This is a genomic window from Lysobacter hankyongensis (assembly GCF_039543145.1).
In the GTDB taxonomy this organism is placed as follows: domain Bacteria; phylum Pseudomonadota; class Gammaproteobacteria; order Xanthomonadales; family Xanthomonadaceae; genus Lysobacter_I; species Lysobacter_I hankyongensis.
Window position 1 is genome coordinate 582,501 of the sequence record NZ_BAABJE010000001.1, and the last position, 22,857, is coordinate 605,357.

Genomic DNA, 22,857 nt, shown 5'->3' on the forward strand with positions numbered 1-22,857 from the left:
GAGCATGCAGAAAGAAGAACGGGCCGCGATGCGGCCCGTTCCTTTTTTTGACGTTCCTTTTTCAGGACATCGTCAAGACATGTCGCCCCGGCGAAGGCCGGGGCCCAGCGTCTTCGCGCTTCACGATGTCCACACGCAACCGGTAATCGATGACGATCCGACCAAACGTGAAAAATCCGAGCCTGCACTCAAGCCTGATGCCGTATGGATCAGAAGCGGGGTCCCGGCCTTCGCCGGGACGACGGTGGCTTTGCCGGGACGACGGAGCCAAGACATGTCGCCCCGGCGAAGGCCGGGGCGCAGCGTCTTGGCGCTTCATGATGTCCACACGCAACCGGTAATCGATGACGATCCGGCCAAACGCGAAGAATCCGAGCCTGCACTCAGGCCTGATGCCGTATAGATCAGACGCTGGATCCCGGCCTTCGCCGGGACGACGATGGCTTTGCCGGGACGACGGAGCCAAGACATGTCGCCCCGGCGAAGGCCGGGGCCCAGCATCTTCGCGCTTCATCCTGTCCGCGCACCACCGGTGATGGACGACGATCCGGCCAAATGCGAAGAATCCGAGCCTGCCTTCAGGCCGGATGTCGTCAAGATCAGAAGCGGGGTCCCGGCCTTCGCCGGGACGACGATGGCTTTGCCGGGACGACGGCGCTTTGAACGTCACGCGCCTGCAGATCACTCGCACAGACAAGGTCGATATGCGGAAAGAAGAACGGGCCGCGATGCGGCCCGTTCCTTTTCGGTGCGTTCGATCCGGATCAGACCATGCGCTGCAGCATCAGACCGACCATGTACGCGCAATAGGTGCCGAGCGCATAGCCCAGCACCGCGAGCAACACGCCCACCGGTGCCAGCGAGGGATGGAAGGCGCTGGCCACCACCGGCGCCGACGCCGCGCCGCCGATGTTCGCCTGCGAACCCACGGCCATGAAGAACAGCGGCGCGCGGATGAGCTTCGCGACCAGCAGCATCAGGCCGCCGTGCACCGCGATCCAGATCAGGCCGAGCGCGAACAGCCACGGGCGTTCGAACAATGCGCCGAGGTCCATCTGCATGCCGATGGTGGCGACCAGCACGTACAGCATGACCGAGCCGATCTTCGACGCGCCCGCGCCTTCGAGGGTGCGCGCACGGGTGAAGCTCAGCAGCAGGCCGAAGGTGGTCGCCAGCACGGTGATCCAGAAGAACTTCGCGGTGAGGCTGTAATCCTGCAGGCGCCATTCCGCGGGCAGGCTTTTGATCCACGCGACCAGCGGGTCGGTGATGGCATGCGCCAGACCGGTGGCGCCGAGGCCCAGCGCCACGATCAGCATCAGATCGGTCAGCGAGGGGTTGCGGGTGTGTTCGGCCTGATACGTCTCGATCCTGTGCTTCACGTCCTCGATCGCGGACGTATCGGCGCCGGTCCAGCGGTCGAACGCGGCGTTGCGCGCGGCCAGATACAGCAGCACCGCCATCCAGATGTTGGCGACGATCACGTCGACCGCGACGAATTGCCCGAACAGGGTCGCGTCGACCACGAAGACTTCCTTCATCGCTGCCTGATTGGCGCCGCCGCCGATCCACGAGCCGGCGACGGTGGTCATGCCGCGCCAGGTGTCGCCGGCGACGGTTTCCGGATGGATGAGCTGCATCGCCAGCAGCGAGACCAGCGCACCCAGCATCACGCCCACGGTACCGGTGAGGAACATGATCACCGCTTTCGGACCGAGGCGGACGATGGCCTTGAAGTCGATCGCGACGCACAGCAGCACCAGCGCGCTGGGCAACAGGTAATCGCGGGCCATCGGATACAGGCCGGAGGTCTTGCCGTCGATCACGCCGAAGGAGTTCAGCAGCGCCGGCAGGAAATAGCAGAGCAGCAGCGCCGGCACGACGCCATAGAAACGCTTCCAGAAGCCGCTGTCGCGCGAAGACGACCAGAACACGAAACCGAGGATCGCCAGCAGCAGGCCAAGCACCACCGCATCGTTGTCGAGCATCGGCGGAGGGCCCGCGGGAACGTCTTCGGCTGCCAGCATGGGTATCGTGTCCGGTGTCTTGAGAAGGGTCGATCATGCCCGAGCCGCGCGATGCGCGCACGTGCCGCGCGCATGCCTGGCCGCACGACATCGCGCGACGGAGGCCGTCACGAAAAACGCCCCGGTCTCCCGGGGCGTCGCGTCGTATCGATGGCGGAGACCCGCGCCCGCGATCAGGGCCCGATGTGCTTCTTCATCCACGCATGCACGGTGTCGTGCCACAGCACGCTGTTCTGCGGCTTCAGCACCCAGTGATTCTCGTCCGGGAAGTACAGCAGCTGCGAGTCGATGCCCTTGCGCTGCAGCGCGGTGAAGGTCGACAGGCTCTGGTCGATCGGCACGCGGAAATCGTTCTGTCCGGCGACCACCATCGTCGGCGTCTTCCACTTCGCGATGTGGCGCGCGGGATTGAAGCGCTCGTAGCCTTCCGGCTTGTCGTGCACGGTGCCGCCGAATTCCCATTCGCTGAACCACAGTTCCTCGGTGACCAGACCCATCGAGCGCGTGTCGAACACGCCGTTGTGGTTCACCAGGCACTTGAACGGCGCGTTGCCCTGCGCATCGAACCAGTTGCCGGCGAGCCAGTTGATCATGTAGCCGCCATAGCTGGCGCCGAGCGCGCAGGCGCGATCGCCATCGAGAAATGGATATTGCTTCAGCGCGTGCGCCCAGCCTTTCTGCAGGTCTTCCAGCGGGCGGTCGCCCCAGTGGCCGCTGATCGAATCGGTGAACGCCTGGCCATAGCCGGTGGAACCATGGAAATCGATCATCACCACCGCGTAGCCCTGGCCGGCGTACGTCTGCGGATTCCAGCGATAGCTCCAGCCGTCGCCGAAGCTGCCCTGCGGGCCACCGTGGATCAGGAACGCGACCGGATACTTCTTGCCTTCCTCGTAATTCCAGGGCTTGAGCACGTAGGCGTGCACGGTTTCGTCGTTCCAGCCGGGGAAGCGGAACTGCTCGTACGCGCCGAAGCGCACCTCGGGCAGCATCTCGCCGGCGCTGGGCGTGATCGCGCGCAGCGACCCCTTGCCGTCGGCGCGGGTGACGAACAATTGGTCGCCGCTGTTCATCGAATTCGCGGCGACGACCAGCGTCGAACCGACGAGTTCGAACGCGCCGACCGAACCCTCCTTGAAGATCGGGGTCACTTCGCCGTTCTGCAGCGACACCGAGAACAGCGGATGGCGACCGAGCTCCTGCGCGGTGGTGTAGATCGACTTGCCGTCGGCGGACAGCCTGATGCCGTCGGCGGACGCGTCCCACTTCGGCGCGATCTCGCGGGTCTTGCCGCTGACCGGATCCATCGCCATCAGCGCGAAGCGGTCGGCTTCGAAACCCGGGCGCTTCATCGCGCGGTAGTAGAGGGTCTTGCCGTCGGCAGAGAACACCGGACCGGTATCCCAGGCCTTGTTGGCGGCGGTGAGATTGCGGGCGCTGCCGCTGCCGTCGGCGGCGACCAGATACAGATCGAAATTGGTGCTGGTGGGTTCGGTGCGATCGGAGATCCGGGCCGACAACACCAGCGACGCGCCATCGGGCGACCAGGTCGTTTCGCTCATGTCGCCGAACGGCTTCGACGGCACGTCGCCGACGATATCGGCGCCGACCAGCGTGGCCGACGTTGTCGCGCCTTTGTTCTGCACCGGCGCGATCACGATGCGGTTGAGGCGGCCATCGGCCCAGGTGTCCCAGTGGCGGACGAAGATCTTGTCGTAGAGCACGCCGCTGCTCTTGCGCGCGGCGGTGTCGTCGAGGCGCTTCTTCGTGCAATCGAGATCGGCCTTGCAGTCGACGAACAGTTCGACCGCGAGCGCGACCCGCGTGCCGTCGGGCGAGAGCTTGTAGCCGCCCACATCGACCGGGTAATCGGTGACCTGCTTCGGCTCGCCGCCGCCGGCCGGCATCACGTACAACTGCTGGCTGCCGGACTTCGCGCTGAGGAAATACACCGACTTGCCGTCGGGCGAGAACGCCGGCGAATTCACGTTCCAGCCTTCCGGGGTCAGCCGCTTCGGCGGCGCCGCGTCGCGGGCGACGAGGCTCTCGATCCACAGCCCGGTGCTGGACTTGTTGGCGTCGAAATCGACCGTGCGCTTGGCGAACACCAGCACGCGGCCGTCGGGCGAGAGCGTCGGCGAGGAATAGCGATCGAGCGTGGCGAGGTCGCGCGGCTGCAGGCCGCGGGCGGCGGAAGCGGTCATCGGCAACGCCATCGCGAGGGCGAGGCACAAGGCGGTACGCATCGGAGACATGGGGCGTCCTGTCGGAATGGCGGGCAACCCCGGATGGTAGGCCGCTCGGGCGGCGCGGGCATAGTCCGAAAGGCACCCCCCGACGGGTCATTGGCACGCGACCCGCCCGGCACTGGCATACTCCGGCGGTCGTCTCACCGGAATCCGCCGTGTCCACTCACACTCCCGCCCTGTCCGCCCAGGACGAACTCTTCGGCCATCCCAAGGGCCTCTACGTCTGCTTCCTGACCGAAATGTGGGAGCGCTTCGCCTTCTACGGCATGAAAGCCCTGTTGCTGCTGTACCTCGTCAAGCACCATCTGTTCGCACAGGCCGACGGCACCATCCTGCTCGGCACCTACGCCGGCCTGGCCTATGCCCTGCCGCTGCTCGGCGGCCTGCTGGCCGACCGCTATCTCGGCATGCGCAAGGCGGTGCTGTTCGGCGGCGCATTGCTGGTGCTCGGTCAGCTGGGCATGGCTTGGACCGGCAGCGCGGCCACCGGCACCACGCCGGACAACGCGGTGCGCGACGCCTTCGCGATCCAGATCATGTACATGTCGCTGGCGCTGATCGGCGTCGGCGTGGGCTTCCTAAAGCCTAACATCTCGACGATTGTGGGTCGCCTTTACAGCGCCGACGATCCGCGCCGCGATTCGGGCTTCACCATCTTCTACATGGGCATCAACGTCGGCGCGTTCCTGTCGTCGCTGATCGTCGCCTGGATCGGCGAAAAGATCGGCTGGGGCTACGGTTTCGCGCTGGCCGGCGTGATGATGGCGCTGGGCCTGGTGCAGTTCGTGATCGGGCAGAAACATCTGCACGGCCACGCCGAGCCCGCCGATCCGGCGATGCTGAAAACGCCCGTATTCGCGGGCCTGTCGCGCGAATGGCTGATCTATCTCGGCGGCCTCGTTCTGGCGGTCGTGGTGTGGCAGGTGCTGCAGACCAAGATCGATTTCGGTCCGCTGACGAAGCTGATGGGCGGCCATCAGGTCACCCTGACCGAAGTGGTCGCGGTGGTGATGGGGGCGGTGCTCTATCTGTGGTTCATCCGCCTGATGTTCTCCGGCCTGAGCCGCACCGAGAAGGGCGGCATGATCATGCTGATGGTGTTGATCACCGTCAGCGCGCTGTTCTGGGGCCTGTACGAGCAGACCTACGGCCCCTGGGTGCTGATGGCCGACATCGGCATGGATCGCACCACGTTCGGGATCGAATGGACCGCCGGCCAGACCACCGCGATCGGCGCGCTGTTCGTGATCATTTTCAGTTTCCCGTTCGCCTGGCTGTGGCCGAAGCTCGACCGGGCCGGTCTCAACCCGAGCTATCCGGCGAAATTCGCCTGGGGCCTGGTGTTCTGCGGGCTGTCGTTCGGCGTGCTGGCCTTCGCGGCCGCGAATCCGGGCGAAGCCGGCAAGACCAGCCTGTGGTGGATGGTGCTGGCCTATGCGGTGCTGGTGATGGGCGAGATGGTGCTGTCGCCGGTGGGCCTGTCGGCGGTGACGCGACTGTCGATTCCGCGCGCGGTCGGCCTGATGATGGGCGCGTGGTTCCTGTTCTCGGCCTTCGGCGAGATCATCGCGGGCCGTCTCGGCACCTGGGCGACGATCGAACCCGATGCCGCCGGCAAATACGACGTGCCCGCGGCGCTGGCACTGTACGCCGACGTGTTCACCGACATGATGTGGATTGGCGTCGGCGCGGGCGCGCTGCTGTTCCTGGCCACGCCGCTGCTGAAGCGCCTGACGCGCGAGTGACCCGACCGCCTCCGCCGATGCCCGCGATCCGGGCATCGGCGGATAGTGTCCACGCCGGGGAGGTGGGAACATCGCGGCATGACATCGCATCACGATCATTCCCACGCCGCGCACGGCGCGCATGGCCCGCACGCGCATGGTCCCAATCATGAGCATGACCATGCTCACGGCCACACTCACGACCACGGCGCCGGCGGCCACAGCCATGGCTTCGCCACCGGCACCCGGGCGTTCGCGGTCGCGCTGTTCATCAATCTCGCCTACACCGCGCTGGAAGCGGGCTACGGCTTCTGGACGGATTCGCTGGCGCTGCTGTCGGACGCGCTGCACAACTTCGGCGACGTGCTGGGGCTGGCGCTGGCCTGGGCTGCGGCCTCCATGGCCAAGCGCAGGCCCACCGGCCGCCACACCTACGGCTGGCGCCGCGCCACCCTGCTCTCGCCGCTGGGCAACGCGCTGCTGCTGGTCGGTTTCAGCGGTGCGCTGGGCTGGGAAGCGGTGCGCCGCTTCGCCGACCCGCCGGCGATCCCGGCGCTGCCGGTGATCGTGGTCGCGGCGATCGGCATCGCGGTGAACCTCGGCGCGGCCTGGTTCCTGCGCGACGGCCACGACCACAGCCACGGCAGCGACCTGAACCGCCGCGGCGCCTTCCTGCACCTGATCGCGGACGCCGCGGTGTCGCTGGCGGCGGTGCTGGCCGGCCTCGGCATGCTGTGGTTCGACTGGCGCTGGCTCGACCCCGCCACCGCCGTGCTGGTCGCGGCGGTGGTCGCGATCGGCGCGTTCCGGCTGCTGCGCGACGCCTTCGACGCGGCGATGGACGCGGTGCCGCGGGGCATCGATCCGGGCGAGGTCGAGGCTTTTCTGGCCGCCCAGCCCGGGGTGCAGGCCGTCCATCACCTGCACATCTGGTCGCTGGGCGCGGGCGAGATCGCGATGACCGCGCATCTGGTCCGGCCGGGCCGGGACGGTGTCGACAGCGACCACGATGACCGTGGCGACAGCGACCACGATGCCTTCCTCGACGCGGTGGTCCACGGCTTGGACGCGCGCTTCGGCATCAACCATCCGACCCTGCAGATCGAGCATGGCGCCGCCTGCGGCCACGATCGCCACGACCGCGCGCCGCACGGCGACATCCTGCGCCCGTCCGGGCACGGCCACTGACCGCCCCGGCATCCGGGGTGCCTTCGCATATAATCGGCGGTCTTCGCGTTTGGCCGCCCGGCACCCCCGGCGTGGCCTCCCCGGATCGCTCGGGCGCTCCGAAACACGTATCGAAACAGGAACCGGCATGCTCAACGACATCAAGAAAGACGCGCAATCCCGCATGGCCAAAAGCATCGAGGCGCTGCGCCACACCTTGACCAAGGTGCGCACCGGCCGCGCCTCCGCCTCGCTGGTCGACCACCTGAAGGTCAACTATTACGGCTCCGAGATGCCGCTGTCGCAGGTCGCCAGCATTGCCGTCGCCGACGCGCGCTCGCTGCTGATCACGCCCTGGGAAAAGAACATGGTCGCCGCGGTGGAGAAGGCGATCTACGCCTCCGACCTCGGCCTGACCCCGAACACCGCCGGCACCGCGATCCGCATCAACCTGCCGCCACTCACCGAAGAGCGCCGCAAGGAACTGTCCAAGCACGTGCACGCGGAAGGCGAGGACGCCAAGGTCGCGATCCGCAACATCCGCCGCGACGCCAATCAGCACGTCAAGGAACTGCTGAAGGACAAGAAGATCACCGAAGACGAAGAGCGCCGCAGCGAGGACGAGATCCAGAAGCTGACCGACAAGGCGATCAAGGACGTCGACGAGGTGGTCAAGGCCAAGGAGCAGGAGCTGATGGCGGTCTGAGGCCATCCTCCGATGAGTGCTCCGCCCGCACCGGAACGCGTTCCGCGCCACCTCGCCGTGATCATGGACGGCAACGGCCGCTGGGCCGAACGCCGCCGCAGACCGCGCGCGATCGGCCATCGCGCCGGCGCGCGCGCGGTCAATCTGTGCATCGACTACTGCCTGCAGCGCGGGATCGAAGCGCTGACCCTGTTCGCGTTTTCCAGCGAAAACTGGGGCCGCCCCGAGGACGAGGTCGGCGCGCTGATGAAGTTGTTCCTCAACGCGCTGGAACGCGAGGTGGACGAGTTGCATCGTCGCGGCGTGCGCCTGCGCTTCATCGGCGAACGCGAGCGCTTCGCGCCCGAAATCCTGGCGCGCATGCGCGACGCCGAGACCCGCACCGCCGGCAACCGCGCGCTGCATCTGGTGGTCGCCGCGAGCTACGGCGGCCGCCAGGACATCGCCTTCGCCGCGCGCGCGTTGGCCGAAGACGTGGCCGCCGGCCGTCTGCGGCCCGAGCAGATCGACGAGGCGATGGTCGGCCGCCGGATGGCGCTCGCCGACCTGCCGCCGCCGGATCTCTTCATCCGCACCGGCGGCGACCACCGCATCAGCAATTTCCTGCTGTGGCAGTTGGCCTACACCGAACTGTGGTTCACCGAAGCGCTGTGGCCGGACCTGGATGTCGCTACGCTCGACCTCGCGCTGGCCGATTTCGCCGGCCGCGAGCGCCGCTTCGGCCTGACCAGCGCCCAGGTCGACCCCTCGAATTCCGCGGGCGGCGGCACGCCCCCGTCCCTTCCCGCCGACAGGACCGATCCATGACCCGAACGCGCTTGCTGGCCGCTCTGGTCATGGCCCCCCTGGCGATCGCCGCCGTGCTGCTGCTGCCCACCCCGTGGATGGCCGCGCTCAGCGCCGCCGCCTTCCTCATCGGTCTGTGGGAATGGCTCAAGCTCACCGACATCGAGGACCCCATCGCCCGCGGCGTGCTGCTGGTGGTGAACCTGCTGCTGATGGTGGCGCTGGTCTGGGCGTCGCGCTCCAACTCCGGCGGTTCGCTGGTGCTGCTGCAGATCATGGTGATGATCGGCGTGGGCTGGTGGTGTCTGGCCGCGCTGTGGCTGCGGCATTACGACTTCGCCTCCAATCACGACGGCCACGCCCGCATCTTCAAGCTCGCCGCGGCTACCCTCAGCGTGATCCCGGCCTGGTGCGCGCTGGCTCTCATCCACGCCAGCCAGCCGAACGGCAATCGCTGGCTGCTGCTGGCGCTGGCGATCGTCTGGGCCGCGGACAGCGGCGCCTATTTCGCTGGCCGCCGCTTCGGCCGGGTCAAACTCAGCCCGAGGATCAGCCCCAACAAGACCGTCGAAGGCATGATCGGCGGCGTCGCCGCGGGCATGGTCCTGGCGCTGGTCGCGGCCCCGTTCGCCGGCGCGAGCATGAAACAGCTGCCCTACATCGCCATCGTCGCGATCTGGACCATCCTGTTCTCGGTGGTCGGCGATCTGTTCGAGAGCCTGCTCAAGCGCCACGTCGGGGTGAAGGACTCCAGCCATCTCATTCCCGGACACGGCGGCGTGCTCGACCGCATCGACAGCATCCTGGCCGCCCTGCCGGTGTTCGCGCTGGGCAAATTGCTGTTCGGATTCTGAAACTCGACGCGCGTACCACGGTCCATGACCGCCATGCCCTTCTCCGCCCCTGCCGCCCCCTTGCCCGGAGCCCGTCGATGAAGCGGGTGGCGGTCTTCGGCGCGACCGGTTCGATCGGGACGTCCGCGCTCGACGTCATTGCCCGGCATCCGGACCGGCTGCACGCCGAGGTCCTCGTCGCCGGCCGCAACGTCGACGCGCTGGTCGCCCTGTGCCGCCACCATCGTCCCGCGCATGCCGCGGTCGCCGACGCGGACGCCTACACCGCATTGCGCGACGGCCTGCGCGCGGCCGGGCTGGACACCGAGGCGCACGCCGGCATGGCGGCGATCGACGCGTTGGCCGCCGATGCCGGCACCGACACCGTGGTGGCTGCGATCGTCGGCGCCGCCGGGCTGTCGTCCACGCTCGCCGCCGCGCGCGCCGGCAAGCGTCTGTTGCTGGCGAACAAGGAATCGCTGGTGCTCGCCGGCGACCTGCTGATGGCGGCGGTGCGCGACCACGGCGCGACCATCGTGCCGATCGACAGCGAACACAACGCGATCTTCCAGTGCCTGCCGAACGCCGAGTCCCACGCCGGCCTGAAGCGCATCCAGCTCACCGCCTCCGGCGGTCCGTTCCGTGGCCGTTCAAGGGCGTCGCTGGCGGCGGTGACGCCGGCCCAGGCGATCGCGCATCCCAAATGGTCGATGGGGCCGAAGATCTCGGTCGACTCGGCCACGCTGATGAACAAGGGCCTTGAGGTGATCGAGGCGCATCATCTGTTCGGTCTGCCCGGCGAACGCATCGGCGTGCTGGTGCATCCGCAGAGTCTGGTGCATTCGCTGGTGGAATTCGTCGACGGCTCGACTCTCGCGCAGCTCGGGTTGCCGGACATGCGCACCGCGCTCGCGGTGGGCTTCGCCTGGCCCGAACGCATCGTCTCCGGCGTCGACGGCCTCGACCTGCTCGCGCACGGCCGGCTCGACTTCGAAGCACCCGATCTCGACGCCTTCCCGTGCCTGCGCCTGGCCTACGACGCGCTCGCCGCCGGCGGCGCCGCGACCGCGGTGTTGAACGCCGCGAACGAGGAAGCGGTTTCAGCCTTTCTTCAGGGCCGGATCGGTTTCCTGTCCATTCCCGCACTCGTCGAAGACGTCCTGCAGCGCATGCCCCACGCCGATGCCGGTTCGCTCGACGCCCTGCTCGCCGCAGACGCCGCCGCGCGCGCGTCGATGCGCACCGCCATCGCCCGCGAGGCCATCGCATGACTGATTTTCTCGGCTCGGCCTGGTGGCTGATCGTCGCCCTCGGCGTGCTCGTCACCTTCCACGAACTCGGCCATTACTGGGCCGCCCGCTGGTGCGGCGTGAAGGTGCTGCGCTTCTCGGTCGGCTTCGGCAAACCGCTGTGGATGCGCCGCGACCGCCACGGCACCGAATGGGCGGTCGCCGCGATTCCGCTCGGCGGTTACGTGCGCATGCTCGGCGAACACGACCTCGCCGACCGCAAGACCGAAGTGTCCGCCGAGGAGCAGCATCAGTCGCACGACCACAAGACGGTCGGCCAGCGCATGCTGATCAGCTTCGCCGGCCCCTTCGCCAATTTCGTGCTGTGCATCGCCCTGCTCTGGCTGATGTTCGTGATCGGCCGACCGGACTACGCGCCGGTGATCGGCCAGGTCGGCGGCATCGCCGCCGAGAGCGGCATGCGCCGGGGCGACACCCTGCTGGCCATCGGCGAGCGCGAGACCCCCACCTGGACCGAGGCCAGCATGGCCCTGCTCACCGCGGCCATCGACCGCGGCGAAACGCCGGTGCGGGTGCGCACGGCCGAAGGCACCGAACTGGTCCGACGCATGGATTTCTCGCGACTGCCGGCCGGCACCGATCTGCAGCGGACCATGGGCGGCGTCGGGATCGTGCCGCGGCACCAGACGATGCCGGCGGTGGTCGGCAACGTGGCCCCGAACTCGGCCAGCGACGGCGTGCTGAAGCCCGGCGACCGCATCACCGCCATCGGCGGCACCCCCGTGCAGTACTGGGCCGACATCGCCCCGCAGGTCGAGCGCATCGGCCTGGCCGGCGGCGGCGAGGTGGCGGTGCTGCGCGATGGCGCCGCGAAGACCGTCCGCCTCGTCCCCCGGCTCGGCCAGCGCCCCGGCGCGGGGGCCGGGGCCGAACCGGTCTGGATGATCGGCGTGGTCAGCCCCGACCAGGCCGAAAAGGCCCCGAAGGACGCGGTATTGCGCTACGGCCCGCTGGCGGCATTCCCCGCCGCCCTGCGCGAAACCCGGTTCCAGGCGGTCGAACTCTTCGGCATGCTGCAGCGCGCCTTCAGCGGCAAACTCGCGGTCCAGAACACCGTCTCCGGGCCGATCGGCATCGCCCGCGCGGCCAATGCCTACGCCAAGAACGGCGTGGCCTGGTACCTCAGCCTGCTCGCCCTGCTCAGTCTGAGCCTCGGAATTCTCAACCTGCTCCCGATTCCGGTCTTGGATGGGGGGCATCTGCTGTATTACCTTATCGAGTTGGTCAAAGGCCGCCCGTTAAGCGAACGTGCCATGGCCGCTGGGCAATATGTGGGCCTTGCGCTGCTGTTGGGGCTCATGGGCCTCGCGTTCTACAACGACCTGCAGGGGCTGATCCGATGACGCAAGACAACGCCGATCGCCACCGGAATCACGACCGGGGTCGCCACCGGCCGTCCATGGACGACGGACCGGGTGCCTGATCCGCACCGGATGTCCCGCACCGGATGTCCCGCTCCGCCGCTCGACCCGCTCCATCCCACCGTTTCGCCACCGCCCCATTACCGGATGTTCTGATGACGCGCACGCCCAACCGCCGCCTGCTCGCACTTGCCCTCGCCACGAGCCTGGCCTCGCTCCACGCCGCGCCGTCCATGGCGCAGACCGCGTCCTCCGCTTCCGACTCGCGTTTCACGGTGTCCGACATCCGCGTCGACGGCCTGCAGCGCATCGGCGCCGGCACCGTCTTCACCTATCTTCCGATCGAGCGCGGCGACGCCATCGATTCGGCCCGCATCTCCGAAGCGATGCGCGCGCTGTACAAGACCGGCTTCTTCGAAGACATCCGCTTCGACCGCGAGGGCGACATCCTCGTGATCAGCGTGACCGAGCGCCCGGCGATCAACACGCTCACGCTGTCCGGCAACAAGGACATCAAGACCGAAGACCTGATGCAGAATCTCAAGGAGATCGGCATCTCCGAGGGCGAGACCTACGACCGTCTCGCCCTCGACCGCGTCACCCTCGAACTCAACCGCGCCTACAACAACCGCGGCAAGTACAACGTCGAGATCAACCCGACCATCACCCGCCTGGACCGCAACCGCGTCGACGTGACCATCAACGTCAACGAAGGCAAGGCCGCGCGCATCCGCCACATCAACCTCGTCGGCAACGAGAAATACGAGGAAGAGGATCTGCGCGAAGGCTGGGAATCCAACGAAAGCAACTGGCTGAGCTGGTACCGCCGCGATGACCAGTACTCGCGCGAAAAACTCACCGGCGATCTCGAGAAGCTCAACGAGTACTACCTCGACCGCGGCTACGTCGACTTCAGCGTCGACAGCACCCAGGTCGCGATCAGCCCCGACAAGAAGGACATGTTCGTCACCGCCACGCTCACCGAGGGCGAGGTGTACACCGTGTCCGACGTGAAGGTCACCGGCGACACCGTCCTGTCGAAGGAGCAGATCGACCGCTACGTGCTGATCAAGTCCGGCCAGACCTTCTCGCGCACCCTGCTGGAACTGACCTCCGATTCGATCATCGCCGCGCTGGGCAACATCGGTTACGCGTTCGCGGAAGTGAACACCGTTCCGGAACTGGACCGCGAGAAGCGCACCGTCGGCATCAACCTGCAGGTCGTGCCCGGTCCGCGCGTCACCGTCCGCCAGATCCGCTTCAAGGGCAACACCCGCACCACCGACGAAGTGCTGCGCCGCGAAATGCGCCAGTTCGAAGGCGCGTGGTATTCGCAGGCCGCGATCGATCGCTCCAAGGTCCGTCTGCAGCGCCTCGGGTTTTTCGAAAGCGGCTCGGTCGAAGTGGAAACCGAACCGGTGGCAGGCAGCAACGATCAGGTCGACGTGGTCTTCAACGTGAAGGAAACCACGTCCGGCAGCTTCACCTTCGGCTTCGGCTACTCGCAGTTGTCGGGCCTGACCACCACCCTGCAGCTGTCGCAGAACAACTTCCTCGGCACCGGCAACCAGATCGGTGTGGAAGTGCAGCGCAACACCTATCTGCAGCGCTATTCGTTCTCGTTCCTCAATCCGTATTTCACCGACGAGGGCATGTCGCTGGGCTACAACGTGTGGTGGCGCGAGTTCGACAACTCGGATTTCAACACCGCGCAGTACTCGACCACCAGCGCCGCGGCGCAGGCGGTGCTGGGCGTGCCGCTGACCGAGAACGACAGCATCTCGCTGGTGTTCGGCATCGACCGCAACCAGATCCTCGCCTTCCCGGGCTCGTCGCCCGCCTCCATCGTCGATTACGTCGACGCCGTCGGCCAGAGCACCTTCCACGCCTGGCGCGCGGAACTCGGCTGGGCGCGCGACACCCGCAACGACTTCTTCACCCCGACCTACGGCACCTACCAGCGCCTGTCGGCGGAAATCACCCTCCCGGGTTCGACCGCGGAATATTTCAAGCTCAATTACGAGTTCTCGAAGTATTGGCCGCTCAACCGCCTGATGGTGCTCAACACCCGTTTCCAGCTCGGCTACGGCGACAGCTACGGCAGCGACTTCGAGCGCAACGTGTGCTTCCAGAATCTGCCGGCACCGGTGGACGACGACAACAATCCGGCCACGCCGCCGATCCAGCCGCCGCGTCCGGCGCCCAGCGAGCCATGCCTCCCCACCTCGCCGGATTACCGCAACACGCTGCGCGCCAGCGGCCTGCCGTTCTTCGAGAACTTCTACGCCGGCGGCGTGCGATCGGTGCGCGGATTCCGCGACAACACGCTCGGTCCGGTCGACTTCTCCACCGCCAGTCTCTTCCGTCAGCCGGTGGGCGGCGCGGTGAAGACCGTCGGTTCGCTGGAAATGTTCTTCCCGTCGCTGCTCGACACCCCGGCGGCGCGCGTGTCTGCGTTCGTCGACGTCGGCAACGTGTTCAAGGACATCGACAGCGTCGATGCCGGCGAACTGCGCGCTTCGGCGGGCGTCGCGCTGCTGTGGCGCGCGCCGGTGGGTCCGATCTCGATCAGCTACGCCTTCCCGTTCCGCACCGGCGAGGACGACGAGCTGGAACGCCTGCAGTTCACCTTCGGCGGCGCGTTCTGATCGCGGCGCTCTGATCCGCGGACGGAGCGTCCCATGCCGACCACCCTGTCCCACACGGCCGCAGCGCTCGCCGAGCGCTTCGGCCTGTCCGTGCGCGGCGATGGCGAACGCCGCGTCGACGGCGTGGCCACGCTCGCCCGTGCCGGCGACGCGCAGCTCGCCTTCCTCGCCAATCCCCGCTACCGCAGCCAGTTGGCCGACAGCGGCGCCGCGGTGGTGGTGATGCGCGAAGAGGATGCCGAGGGTTATGCCGGCACCGCGCTGATCGCCCGGGACCCCTACGTCGCGTTCGCGAAGATCGCGGCCCTGTTCGACCATCGCCCTGCGGCCACGGCCGGCATCCACCCGTCGGTGGCCATCGACCCGAGTGCCGAGATCTCGCCCGACGCCAGCATCGGACCGTTCGTCAGCATCGGACCGCGCTCGCGCGTCGATGCCGGCGCGTCCATCGGCCCGGGCTGCGTGATCGGCGAGGACTGCATCGTCGGCGAAGGCTGCGAACTGGTCGCGCGCGTCACCCTCGTGCGCCGCGTGCGCCTGGGCCGACGCGTGCTGATCCACCCCGGCGCCGTGCTCGGCGCCGACGGCTTCGGCCTGGCGATGGAACACGGCCACTGGCTGAAGGTGCCGCAGCTCGGCGGCGTCGCGATCGGCGACGACTGCGAGATCGGCGCCAACACCACCATTGACCGCGGCGCGCTCGACGACACCGTGCTGGAAGAGGATGTGCGCCTCGACAACCAGATCCAGATCGGCCACAACGTCCGCATCGGCGCTCACTCGGCGATGGCCGGCTGTTCCGCGGTGGCCGGCAGCGCCACCATCGGCCGCTACTGCCTGATCGGCGGCGGGGCCGGAGTGTTGGGGCATCTGCAGGTCTGCGACCGCGTGGTGATCACCGCGATGAGCCTGGTCACCAGTTCGATCCGGGAGCCGGGCGAGTATTCTTCGGGCACCCCGCTGATGGACAACCGCAGTTGGCGCAGGAGCGCCGCCCGTTTCAAACAGCTCGACGCCCTGGCGAAACAGGTCGGCGGGCGCAACAAGGAACCGCAATGAGTTCGACCGACACCTGCATCGTGCCCGCACTGCCGCTGGGCATCGCCGAGATCCAGGCGCTGCTGCCGCATCGCTATCCGTTCCTGCTGATCGATCGCGTGGTCGAGTTCGAGCCGGAGACCCGCGTGCTGGCGTACAAGAACCTCACCATCAACGAGCCGTTCTTCCAGGGCCATTTCCCGGGCCATCCGGTGATGCCGGGCGTGCTGGTGGTCGAAGCGCTGGCGCAGGCCGGCGGCGTGCTGGACCAGATGACCAAGCTCTCCAAGGGCATCGGCCTGAATCCGGAGAAGCTGTTCTATCTGGTGAAGATCGAAAACGCGCGCTTCAGCAAACTGGTGCTCCCGGGCGATCGGCTCGAACTCGAGGTTTCGCTCAAGCGCCGGCTGCGCAACATGGCGCTGTACGCGGGCGTGGCCTGCATCGACGGCAGGGAAGCGGCGCGCGCCGAATTCCTCTGCGCCGAATCGAAGGCCTGAGGTCCGCGCATGGGCACCTCTTCGATCAGTCCGCTGGCCTCGGTGCATCCCGATGCGATCGTCGGCGCGAACGTGGAGATCGGGCCGTTCACCGTGATCGGCGCGGACGTCGAGATCGGCGACGGCACGCGCATCGGCCCGCACTGCAGCATCCACGGCCCGACCCGGATCGGCCGCGACAACCGCATCCACGGCCACGCCGCCATCGGCGGCGATCCGCAGGACAAGAAATTCGCCGGCGAACGCACTGAACTGACGATCGGCGACGGCAACGTCATCCGCGAGTTCGTCACCATCCATCGCGGCACCGGCAACGGCGGCGGCGTCACCCGCATCGGCGATCGCAACTGGTTCCTCGCCTACGTGCACATCGCCCACGACTGCCGGGTGGGCAACGACTGCGTGTTCTCGAACAACGCCACCCTCGCCGGCCACGTCGAGGTCGGCAATCACGTGATCCTCAGCGGCTTCACCGGCGTGCACCAGTTCTGCCGGATCGGCGCGCATGCGTTCATCGGCATGGGCGCGTTCGTCAACGGCGACGTGCCGCCGTTCCTGATGGTGGCACAGGAAGATTACGGCCGGCCGCGCGGCATCAACAGCGAAGGCCTGAAACGCCGCGGGTTCGGTCCCGAACGCGTGACCGCGATCAAGCGCGCCTACCGCACGCTGTACATGTCCGGCGCCAATCTCGCCGACGCCAAGCAGCAGCTCGGCGCGCAGGCGGACGCCAGCGACGACGTGCGCGATTTCCTCGATTTCATCGAACGCGGCGAACGGCCGCTGCTGCGCTAGAGCGCGCGTCGACATGCGCATCGCGCTCGTCGCGGGCGAAGCTTCCGGCGACCAGCTCGGCGCCGGACTCATCGCCGAACTCAGGGCCCGTTTCCCGCAGGCCGAATTCGCCGGCATCGGCGGACCGGCGATGCGCGCGGCCGGACTGGACGCCTGGCACGACAGCCAGGCACTCGCGGTGATGGGCCTGGCCGAGGTGCTGTCGCACCTGCCGCGGCTGCTGCGCCTGCGCAGCGGCCTGCGCAAACGGCTGCTGGCATGGCGGCCGGACGTGTTCGTCGGCATCGATGCGCCGGACTTCAACCTCGGCGTGGAGAAATGGCTCAAGCGCCGCGGCATCCGCACCGTGCACTACGTCAGCCCGTCGGTGTGGGCGTGGCGCGAGGGCCGCGCCGCGAAGCTGGGCGAAAGCGCCGACCGCGTGCTGTGCCTGTTCCCGATGGAGCCGCCGATCTACGCGAAGCACGCGGTCGACGCGCGCTTCGTCGGCCATCCGCTGGCCGATGCGATTCCGCTGCAGCCCGACCGCGCCGCCGCGCGCGCCGCGCTGTCCGTCGATGCCGGGACACCGGTGCTGGCGCTGCTGCCGGGCAGCCGGCTCGGCGAGATCGCGAAAATGCTGCCGGTCTTCCTCGACGCCGCCGAACTCATCGCCAAGGGCATCCCCGCGCTGCAGATCCTGCTGCCCGCCGCCAACGCGCAGTGCGATGCGGCGATCCGCGCGCAACTGGCGCCGCGGCCGGCGATGGCCGCGCGCGTGCGCGTGCTGGACGGAAACGCACAAGGCGCGATGATCGCCGGCGATGTCGTCCTGCTGGCCTCGGGCACCGCCGCGCTGGAAGGCATGCTGTGCAAGCGGCCGATGGTGGTCGGCCACCGGATTTCGCCCACGACCTATCGCATCGTCACCCGGCTCGGCCTGCTCAAATCGCGTTACGTCAGCCTGCCGAACGTGCTCGCCGACGCGCCGCTGATCCCCGAACTGCTGCAACACGACTGCATCCCGGAAAAACTCGCCGCCGCCTGCCTGCGCTGGTTCGGACAGCCACAGACGGTGGAGGCGCTGCTGCCGCGTTTCGAGGACATCCACCGGCAGCTGCGCCGCGACGCCTCGGCGCGTGCGGCCGACGCGGTGGCCGAACTGATCGCCGCGCCGGCCACGGTCGCCGTCGCGCCGTGAGTCGGCGCAAGGCACCGCGCGACGCCGGCCCGGGCGCACTGTTCGAAGACCCGCTCGCGGCCTTGGCGCGCGCGCGTCCACTGCGCATCGCCGGCGTCGACGAGGCCGGCCGCGGACCGCTGGCCGGGCCGGTGTCGGTGGCCGCGGTCATCCTCGATCCGGCGCGCCCGATCATGGGCCTCGACGATTCCAAGAAACTGTCGGAAGCCGCGCGCGAGGCGCTGTACCCGCAGATCGTCGAACGCGCGCTGGCGTGGCGGATCGAATTCGTCGAACGCGACGAGATCGACGGCCTCAACATCCTGCAGGCCACGCTCACCGGCATGCGCCGCGCGCTGCAGGCGCTGTCGCCGGCCGCGGACCTCGCGCGGATCGACGGCAACCGCCTGCCGAAGGATCTGCCCTGCGCGGCCGAAGCGCTGATCGGCGGCGACGCGATCGAACCGGCGATCATGGCCGCGTCGATCCTCGCCAAGGTCGCGCGCGACCGGCGCATGCAGGAATTGCACGCGCGCTATCCGCTGTACGGATTCGACCGTCACAAGGGCTATCCCAGCCCCGCGCACGTGTCCGCGCTGATGACCCACGGCCCCTGCCCCGAACACCGCCGCAGCTACGCCCCGGTCCGCGCCGCCTGCGAACGCCACGGCCGGACCTGATCGCGCAGCGCCGGCCTTCGGTTACAGTGCGCGACACCGCCACCCGCACCGCACCGGTCATGCACGCAGATTTTCGCCGACAGCTCGCCACGATCACGCTCAAGGCGGTGCTGGCGCTGTTCCTGATCCCGACGATCACCTTCTTCCTGGCGCATCATTTCAAGCAGAGCACGGACGCGCGCTACCAGCAGGACATCGTCGCCGGCATCGCCGCGTCGGCTCCGCCCGACAGCGCCGAGGCCACCGCGCTGCAGGCGCGCATCCGCGCAACCCCACCGTCGGCGGTGTGTTTCGACGACACCACGGAAAATGCGACGTATCGCGAAGCGACCTGCACGCGGTATTCGGCGCTGTGGCAATTCCTCGTCGCCGAGACGGTCGCGCTGTGGACGCTCGTCGCCAGCGCGCTGCTCGTGCTGATCGTGCTTGGGCTCGGCGCGCTGGCCTTCGCCCGGCGCGAGGTGCAATCGCTGAGTTTCGCGCTGGGCTGGCGCCTGCTGAGCGTCTTCGCCGCGGCGGAAGTCGTGGTCCAGGGTGCGTTCGTGGTGTGGCTGTCGTTCTGGATCACCGCGTTCTTCCTGGAGATGTATGCGGTCAAGCTGATCGCCATCGCCGGCCTCTTCGCGCTGATCGCCATCGCCACCGTGGTCGTCGCGATCTTCCGCCGCCCGGACGAGCAGAACGCGGTGACCGGCGAACTGGTGCCCGAGGACGCCGCGCCGGCGCTGTGGCGGCGCATCCGCGAGCTTGCGCAGACCCGCGGCACCGCGCCGCCGCGGCAGATCGTCGCCGGCATCGACGCGAATTTCTTCGTCACCGAACAGCCGCTGATGGTCTCCGGTCACGGCGTCGACGGCCGGACGCTGTACGTGAGCCTGCCGCTGCTGCGCCTTCTCGATACGCAGGAAGCCGATGCGGTGCTCGCGCACGAGTTGGAGCACTTCGCCGGCGGCGACACCCGCAACAGCGCGACGCTGGGCCCGCTGCTCGCGCATTTCGATCTGTATCGCATGCACATGCACGGCATGGCACTGACCAAAGTCGTGGCCTATCTGCTGGATTTCTACCGGGTGATCTTCGAGATCGCGATGATGCGCAGCAGTCGCGAACGCGAATTCGCGGCCGACCGCGCCGCCGCGAAGGCCACCTCGCTGCAGGCGGTGGTGCACGCGTTGATCAAGATCTCGGCCTATGCCGCCTACCAGAACAAGATCCAGGGCACATTGTTCGCCGAGGACCGCCGCCACGACGGCGCCCTCGACATCGCCCGCCGGATCGCGACGGGACTGCAGGAATTCGGGCGTTCGGACGAGTTCGCGGGCGTGCTGCGCGCGGGCGAAGTCCCGCATCCGTTCGACTCGCACCCGCCGCTGTCCGAGCGCATGCGCAGCGTCGGCCACGTGGTCGACGAAACGCGGTTCGCGGACATCGTCTGTCATCGCCCGGAGGCGACCTGGGCCGACGCGGTGAACGACGCCGTCGACATCGAGACCCGGCTCTGGCGCGCATACGAAAGCGATTTCTCGCAGATGCACGAGGAATCGCTGGCCTATCGCTATCTGCCCGAAACCGAGGAGGAAACCGCGCTGGTGCTGCGCTATTTCCCGCCGATGCGTTTCATGCTGAAACAGGGGCGCCACATCGAAGTGAATCACGAGGGCATCGTGCATCCCGAAACCGGCGCACTGATCCGCTGGGAGCACGTCGCCGGGCTGCAGTTCGACGAACCGTCGTTCCGCGCCAACCGGTTGGTGGTGACGCATCCGGAGAAGGGCATGCTCGGCGCCAGGTCGACCCGCATCCCGATCGCCATCGCACGCGAGGAACGCGATCGGCTGGGCGAAGCGCTGGGCCGCTACTGGACGCGCCATCAGGCCGCGCACAGCCATGCGGTGTCGTCGCAGTTCGGGGCGTCGCCACTGCCGGACGACAGCGCGCGCTGAAGCGCGGTCTCCGCGACGCGGGCACGAGCAGCAGTCCGGCCGCAAGGATCATGCCCGCGACATCCCCAGTGCCGCGCCGGCGCGTGTGTCGCGTGACGAACATGTGACAGGCGCACATTCGCAAGTCCGCTCGGTGCGATCGAACTTCGTGCCGACATCGCGGATCGATTCTCATTTCCTCTGCGTCCGTCTCATGTCGCGATCGCGACGCTCGCTATCATCGTTCCGCTGCGGTCGCTCGCGCGTCCGTTCACGCGCCCACAGGTTCGTGGGACGTTCTCCCGGCTCGACATCGTGGTGCCGCGCATCCACGCCGCGCTGCGACGACGCCGGCCGTGTGGCGTCGCGTCATCGCAGCGCAGCGGTCCTCCGGAGATCGCCGGAGCGGCTCATTCCAGGAACACGCAGACAAGGAGATCCACGCATGCGCGAACACCGCAACATCCCCTCCTCCCGCAACCGCCGGATCGCACGGGCTGTCGCCCTGTGCACGTCGGTACTCGTCTCGTCCGCCGTCGCGTCGTCGGTGCTGGCGGCGACACCGTCCGACGCGTCCGCCGTCGATGCGCGCGTCATCCAGGCCATGCAACGCGACCTCGGTCTCGATGCGCAGGCCGCCGCGCGCCTTCTGCGCACCGAACGCTCGGCCACCGCGCGTCTGCCGCAAGCCCGACAACGGCTCGGCGCAAGCTATGCCGGCAGTTGGATCGAACAGGGCAAGGACGGTCGCTTCCGCTTCGTCGTCGCCGCGACCACCGCCGAGGGTGTCGCCCGGGCCCGCGCGCTCGGCGTCGAATCCCGCCTCGTGCAGCGGAGCCTCGCCCAGCTCGAAAGCGCCAAGGGCCAACTCGACCGCCTGGGTCGCCAGAGCCGGCCTTCCGCCGGCGTCCATGGCTGGTATGTCGACGAGCGCACGAACCAGGTGGTCGTCGAAACGGATGGCCGCTCGCGCGATGCCGCGATCGACTTCATCGCGCGCAGCGGCATCGCGGTCGATGCGGTGCGCTTCGAAACCGCGCAGGCCGCGCCGCGCACGACCCAGATCGTCGGCGGCGAGCGTTACTACACCCCGAGCGCCGGCTGTTCGATCGCCTTCCCGGTGACCCGCGGCGCCGACACCGGCTTCGCCACCGCCGGCCACTGCGCGACGGTCGGCACCCCGACCTACGGCGCCAACGGCACCACCCCGCAGGGCGTGTTCGACGGTTCGTTCTTCCCCGGCGCCGACATGGGCTGGGTGCGCATCACCAACACGCCCGCCTGGCCGCTGCGCAACTGGGTCAACAACTACGCCGGCGGCACCGTGCCGATCAACGGCGGCAGCGAAGCCCCGGTGGGCGCGGCGGTCTGCCGGTCCGGCGCGACCACCGGCTATCGCTGCGGCACCATCACCGCGAAGAACGTGACCGTGAACTACCCGCAGGGCGCGACCTACGGACTCACGCGCTCGTCCGCCTGCGTCGGTTTCGGCGACTCCGGCGGCGCCTACATCACCCCGGCCGGCCAGGCGCAGGGCGTGACCTCGGGCGGCAACATTCCCGCCGGCAGCAACGACAACTGCGGTCTCGGCGCACCCGTCTCGTATTACCAGCCGCTGCAGCCGCTGCTCAACCAGTACGCGTTGACCCTGTACACCGGCGGTGGCGGCGGCTCGGTGCCCGTCATCACCGGCTTCGCCTGCCCGGACATGGCCAACAGCGGCGGCGGGATGTACGTGTGCTACGCGACCTACACCTCCGGGAGCCCCGCCACCAGCGCGTGGTCCGGCGGCGGCGGTTCGGCCTACGACTACAGCGGCTACACCGAGTTCGTCGGCTACTGCAGTTCGGGCCAGCGGCAGCAGTTGACCGTGACGATCACCAACAGCGCCGGCGCGGTCGCCCGGACCTCCGGCAACTTCAACTGCCCGACCGGCCCGATTCCCTGATCGC

18 protein-coding genes are annotated in these 22,857 nt (G+C 68.2%); 16 read left to right on the forward strand and 2 right to left on the reverse strand.

Annotated elements, in window-relative coordinates:
* Window positions 1-4: 4 nt before the first annotated feature.
* Window positions 5-403 carry a hypothetical protein gene (locus ABD974_RS02690; protein ID WP_345301711.1) on the forward strand — a complete coding sequence of 133 codons (399 nt, stop codon included), beginning with the start codon at window positions 5-7 and terminating at the stop codon, window positions 401-403.
* 361 nt (window positions 404-764) lie between these two features.
* On the opposite strand, the gene ABD974_RS02695 is transcribed toward ABD974_RS02690, so the two are convergent.
* Together ABD974_RS02695 and ABD974_RS02700 are read right to left on the reverse strand one after the other, a co-directional pair.
* Window positions 765-1,988: a DUF819 family protein gene (locus tag ABD974_RS02695; RefSeq protein WP_345301956.1), complete on the reverse strand. Its 1,224-nt coding sequence runs from the start codon at window positions 1,986-1,988 to the stop codon at window positions 765-767.
* A 212-nt stretch (window positions 1,989-2,200) separates the two neighbouring features.
* On the reverse strand, window positions 2,201-4,282 hold the full coding sequence (locus ABD974_RS02700; RefSeq protein ID WP_425562619.1) for a S9 family peptidase: 2,082 nt from the start codon (window positions 4,280-4,282) through the stop codon (window positions 2,201-2,203).
* 149 nt (window positions 4,283-4,431) lie between these two features.
* Between ABD974_RS02700 and ABD974_RS02705 the strand changes: the two genes are divergently transcribed.
* The 15 genes from ABD974_RS02705 to ABD974_RS02775 all read left to right on the forward strand — a co-directional run bounded on the left by ABD974_RS02705 (window position 4,432) and on the right by ABD974_RS02775 (window position 22,853).
* Window positions 4,432-6,021, forward strand: coding sequence for a peptide MFS transporter (locus ABD974_RS02705; RefSeq protein WP_345301712.1), 1,590 nt, complete (start codon window positions 4,432-4,434; stop codon window positions 6,019-6,021).
* A 78-nt stretch (window positions 6,022-6,099) separates the two neighbouring features.
* Window positions 6,100-7,188 carry a cation diffusion facilitator family transporter gene (locus tag ABD974_RS02710; RefSeq protein WP_345301713.1) on the forward strand — a complete coding sequence of 363 codons (1,089 nt, stop codon included), beginning with the start codon at window positions 6,100-6,102 and terminating at the stop codon, window positions 7,186-7,188.
* A gap of 127 nt (window positions 7,189-7,315) precedes the next feature.
* Entirely contained in the window at window positions 7,316-7,873 is a 558-nt protein-coding gene (gene frr, locus ABD974_RS02715; protein ID WP_345301714.1) for a ribosome recycling factor, read from the forward strand.
* Window positions 7,874-7,885: 12 nt separating this feature from the next.
* Window positions 7,886-8,680 (forward strand): polyprenyl diphosphate synthase, encoded by a 795-nt coding sequence (uppS, locus tag ABD974_RS02720; protein ID WP_345301715.1) that lies wholly within the window; start codon window positions 7,886-7,888, stop codon window positions 8,678-8,680.
* Window positions 8,677-9,513 carry a phosphatidate cytidylyltransferase gene (locus tag ABD974_RS02725; protein ID WP_345301716.1) on the forward strand — a complete coding sequence of 279 codons (837 nt, stop codon included), beginning with the start codon at window positions 8,677-8,679 and terminating at the stop codon, window positions 9,511-9,513. The genes uppS and ABD974_RS02725 overlap by 4 nt, the downstream gene beginning before the upstream one ends.
* A 77-nt stretch (window positions 9,514-9,590) precedes the next feature.
* A complete protein-coding gene (locus ABD974_RS02730; RefSeq protein WP_345301717.1) occupies window positions 9,591-10,763 on the forward strand; it encodes a 1-deoxy-D-xylulose-5-phosphate reductoisomerase in 1,173 nt (390 codons plus the stop codon).
* A complete protein-coding gene (rseP, locus tag ABD974_RS02735; protein WP_345301718.1) occupies window positions 10,760-12,145 on the forward strand; it encodes an RIP metalloprotease RseP in 1,386 nt (461 codons plus the stop codon). The genes ABD974_RS02730 and rseP overlap by 4 nt, the downstream gene beginning before the upstream one ends.
* A 173-nt stretch (window positions 12,146-12,318) precedes the next feature.
* Window positions 12,319-14,811, forward strand: a complete 2,493-nt coding sequence (gene bamA, locus ABD974_RS02740; protein ID WP_345301719.1) for an outer membrane protein assembly factor BamA — start codon at window positions 12,319-12,321, stop codon at window positions 14,809-14,811.
* A gap of 45 nt (window positions 14,812-14,856) precedes the next feature.
* Window positions 14,857-15,870 (forward strand): UDP-3-O-(3-hydroxymyristoyl)glucosamine N-acyltransferase, encoded by a 1,014-nt coding sequence (gene lpxD / locus ABD974_RS02745; protein ID WP_345301958.1) that lies wholly within the window; start codon window positions 14,857-14,859, stop codon window positions 15,868-15,870.
* On the forward strand, window positions 15,867-16,349 hold the full coding sequence (gene fabZ / locus ABD974_RS02750) for a 3-hydroxyacyl-ACP dehydratase FabZ (RefSeq protein WP_345301720.1): 483 nt from the start codon (window positions 15,867-15,869) through the stop codon (window positions 16,347-16,349). The genes lpxD and fabZ overlap by 4 nt, the downstream gene beginning before the upstream one ends.
* A gap of 9 nt (window positions 16,350-16,358) precedes the next feature.
* Complete coding sequence (lpxA, locus tag ABD974_RS02755) at window positions 16,359-17,144, forward strand: acyl-ACP--UDP-N-acetylglucosamine O-acyltransferase (RefSeq protein WP_345301721.1); 786 nt, start codon at window positions 16,359-16,361, stop codon at window positions 17,142-17,144.
* A 13-nt stretch (window positions 17,145-17,157) separates the two neighbouring features.
* Window positions 17,158-18,324, forward strand: a complete 1,167-nt coding sequence (gene lpxB, locus ABD974_RS02760) for a lipid-A-disaccharide synthase (RefSeq protein WP_345301722.1) — start codon at window positions 17,158-17,160, stop codon at window positions 18,322-18,324.
* Window positions 18,321-18,983: a ribonuclease HII gene (gene rnhB / locus ABD974_RS02765; RefSeq protein ID WP_425562620.1), complete on the forward strand. Its 663-nt coding sequence runs from the start codon at window positions 18,321-18,323 to the stop codon at window positions 18,981-18,983. The genes lpxB and rnhB overlap by 4 nt, the downstream gene beginning before the upstream one ends.
* 59 nt (window positions 18,984-19,042) lie before the next feature.
* Window positions 19,043-20,926 carry a M48 family metallopeptidase gene (locus ABD974_RS02770; RefSeq protein WP_345301723.1) on the forward strand — a complete coding sequence of 628 codons (1,884 nt, stop codon included), beginning with the start codon at window positions 19,043-19,045 and terminating at the stop codon, window positions 20,924-20,926.
* 424 nt (window positions 20,927-21,350) lie between these two features.
* Complete coding sequence (locus ABD974_RS02775) at window positions 21,351-22,853, forward strand: S1 family peptidase (protein WP_345301724.1); 1,503 nt, start codon at window positions 21,351-21,353, stop codon at window positions 22,851-22,853.
* Window positions 22,854-22,857 lie beyond the last annotated feature (4 nt).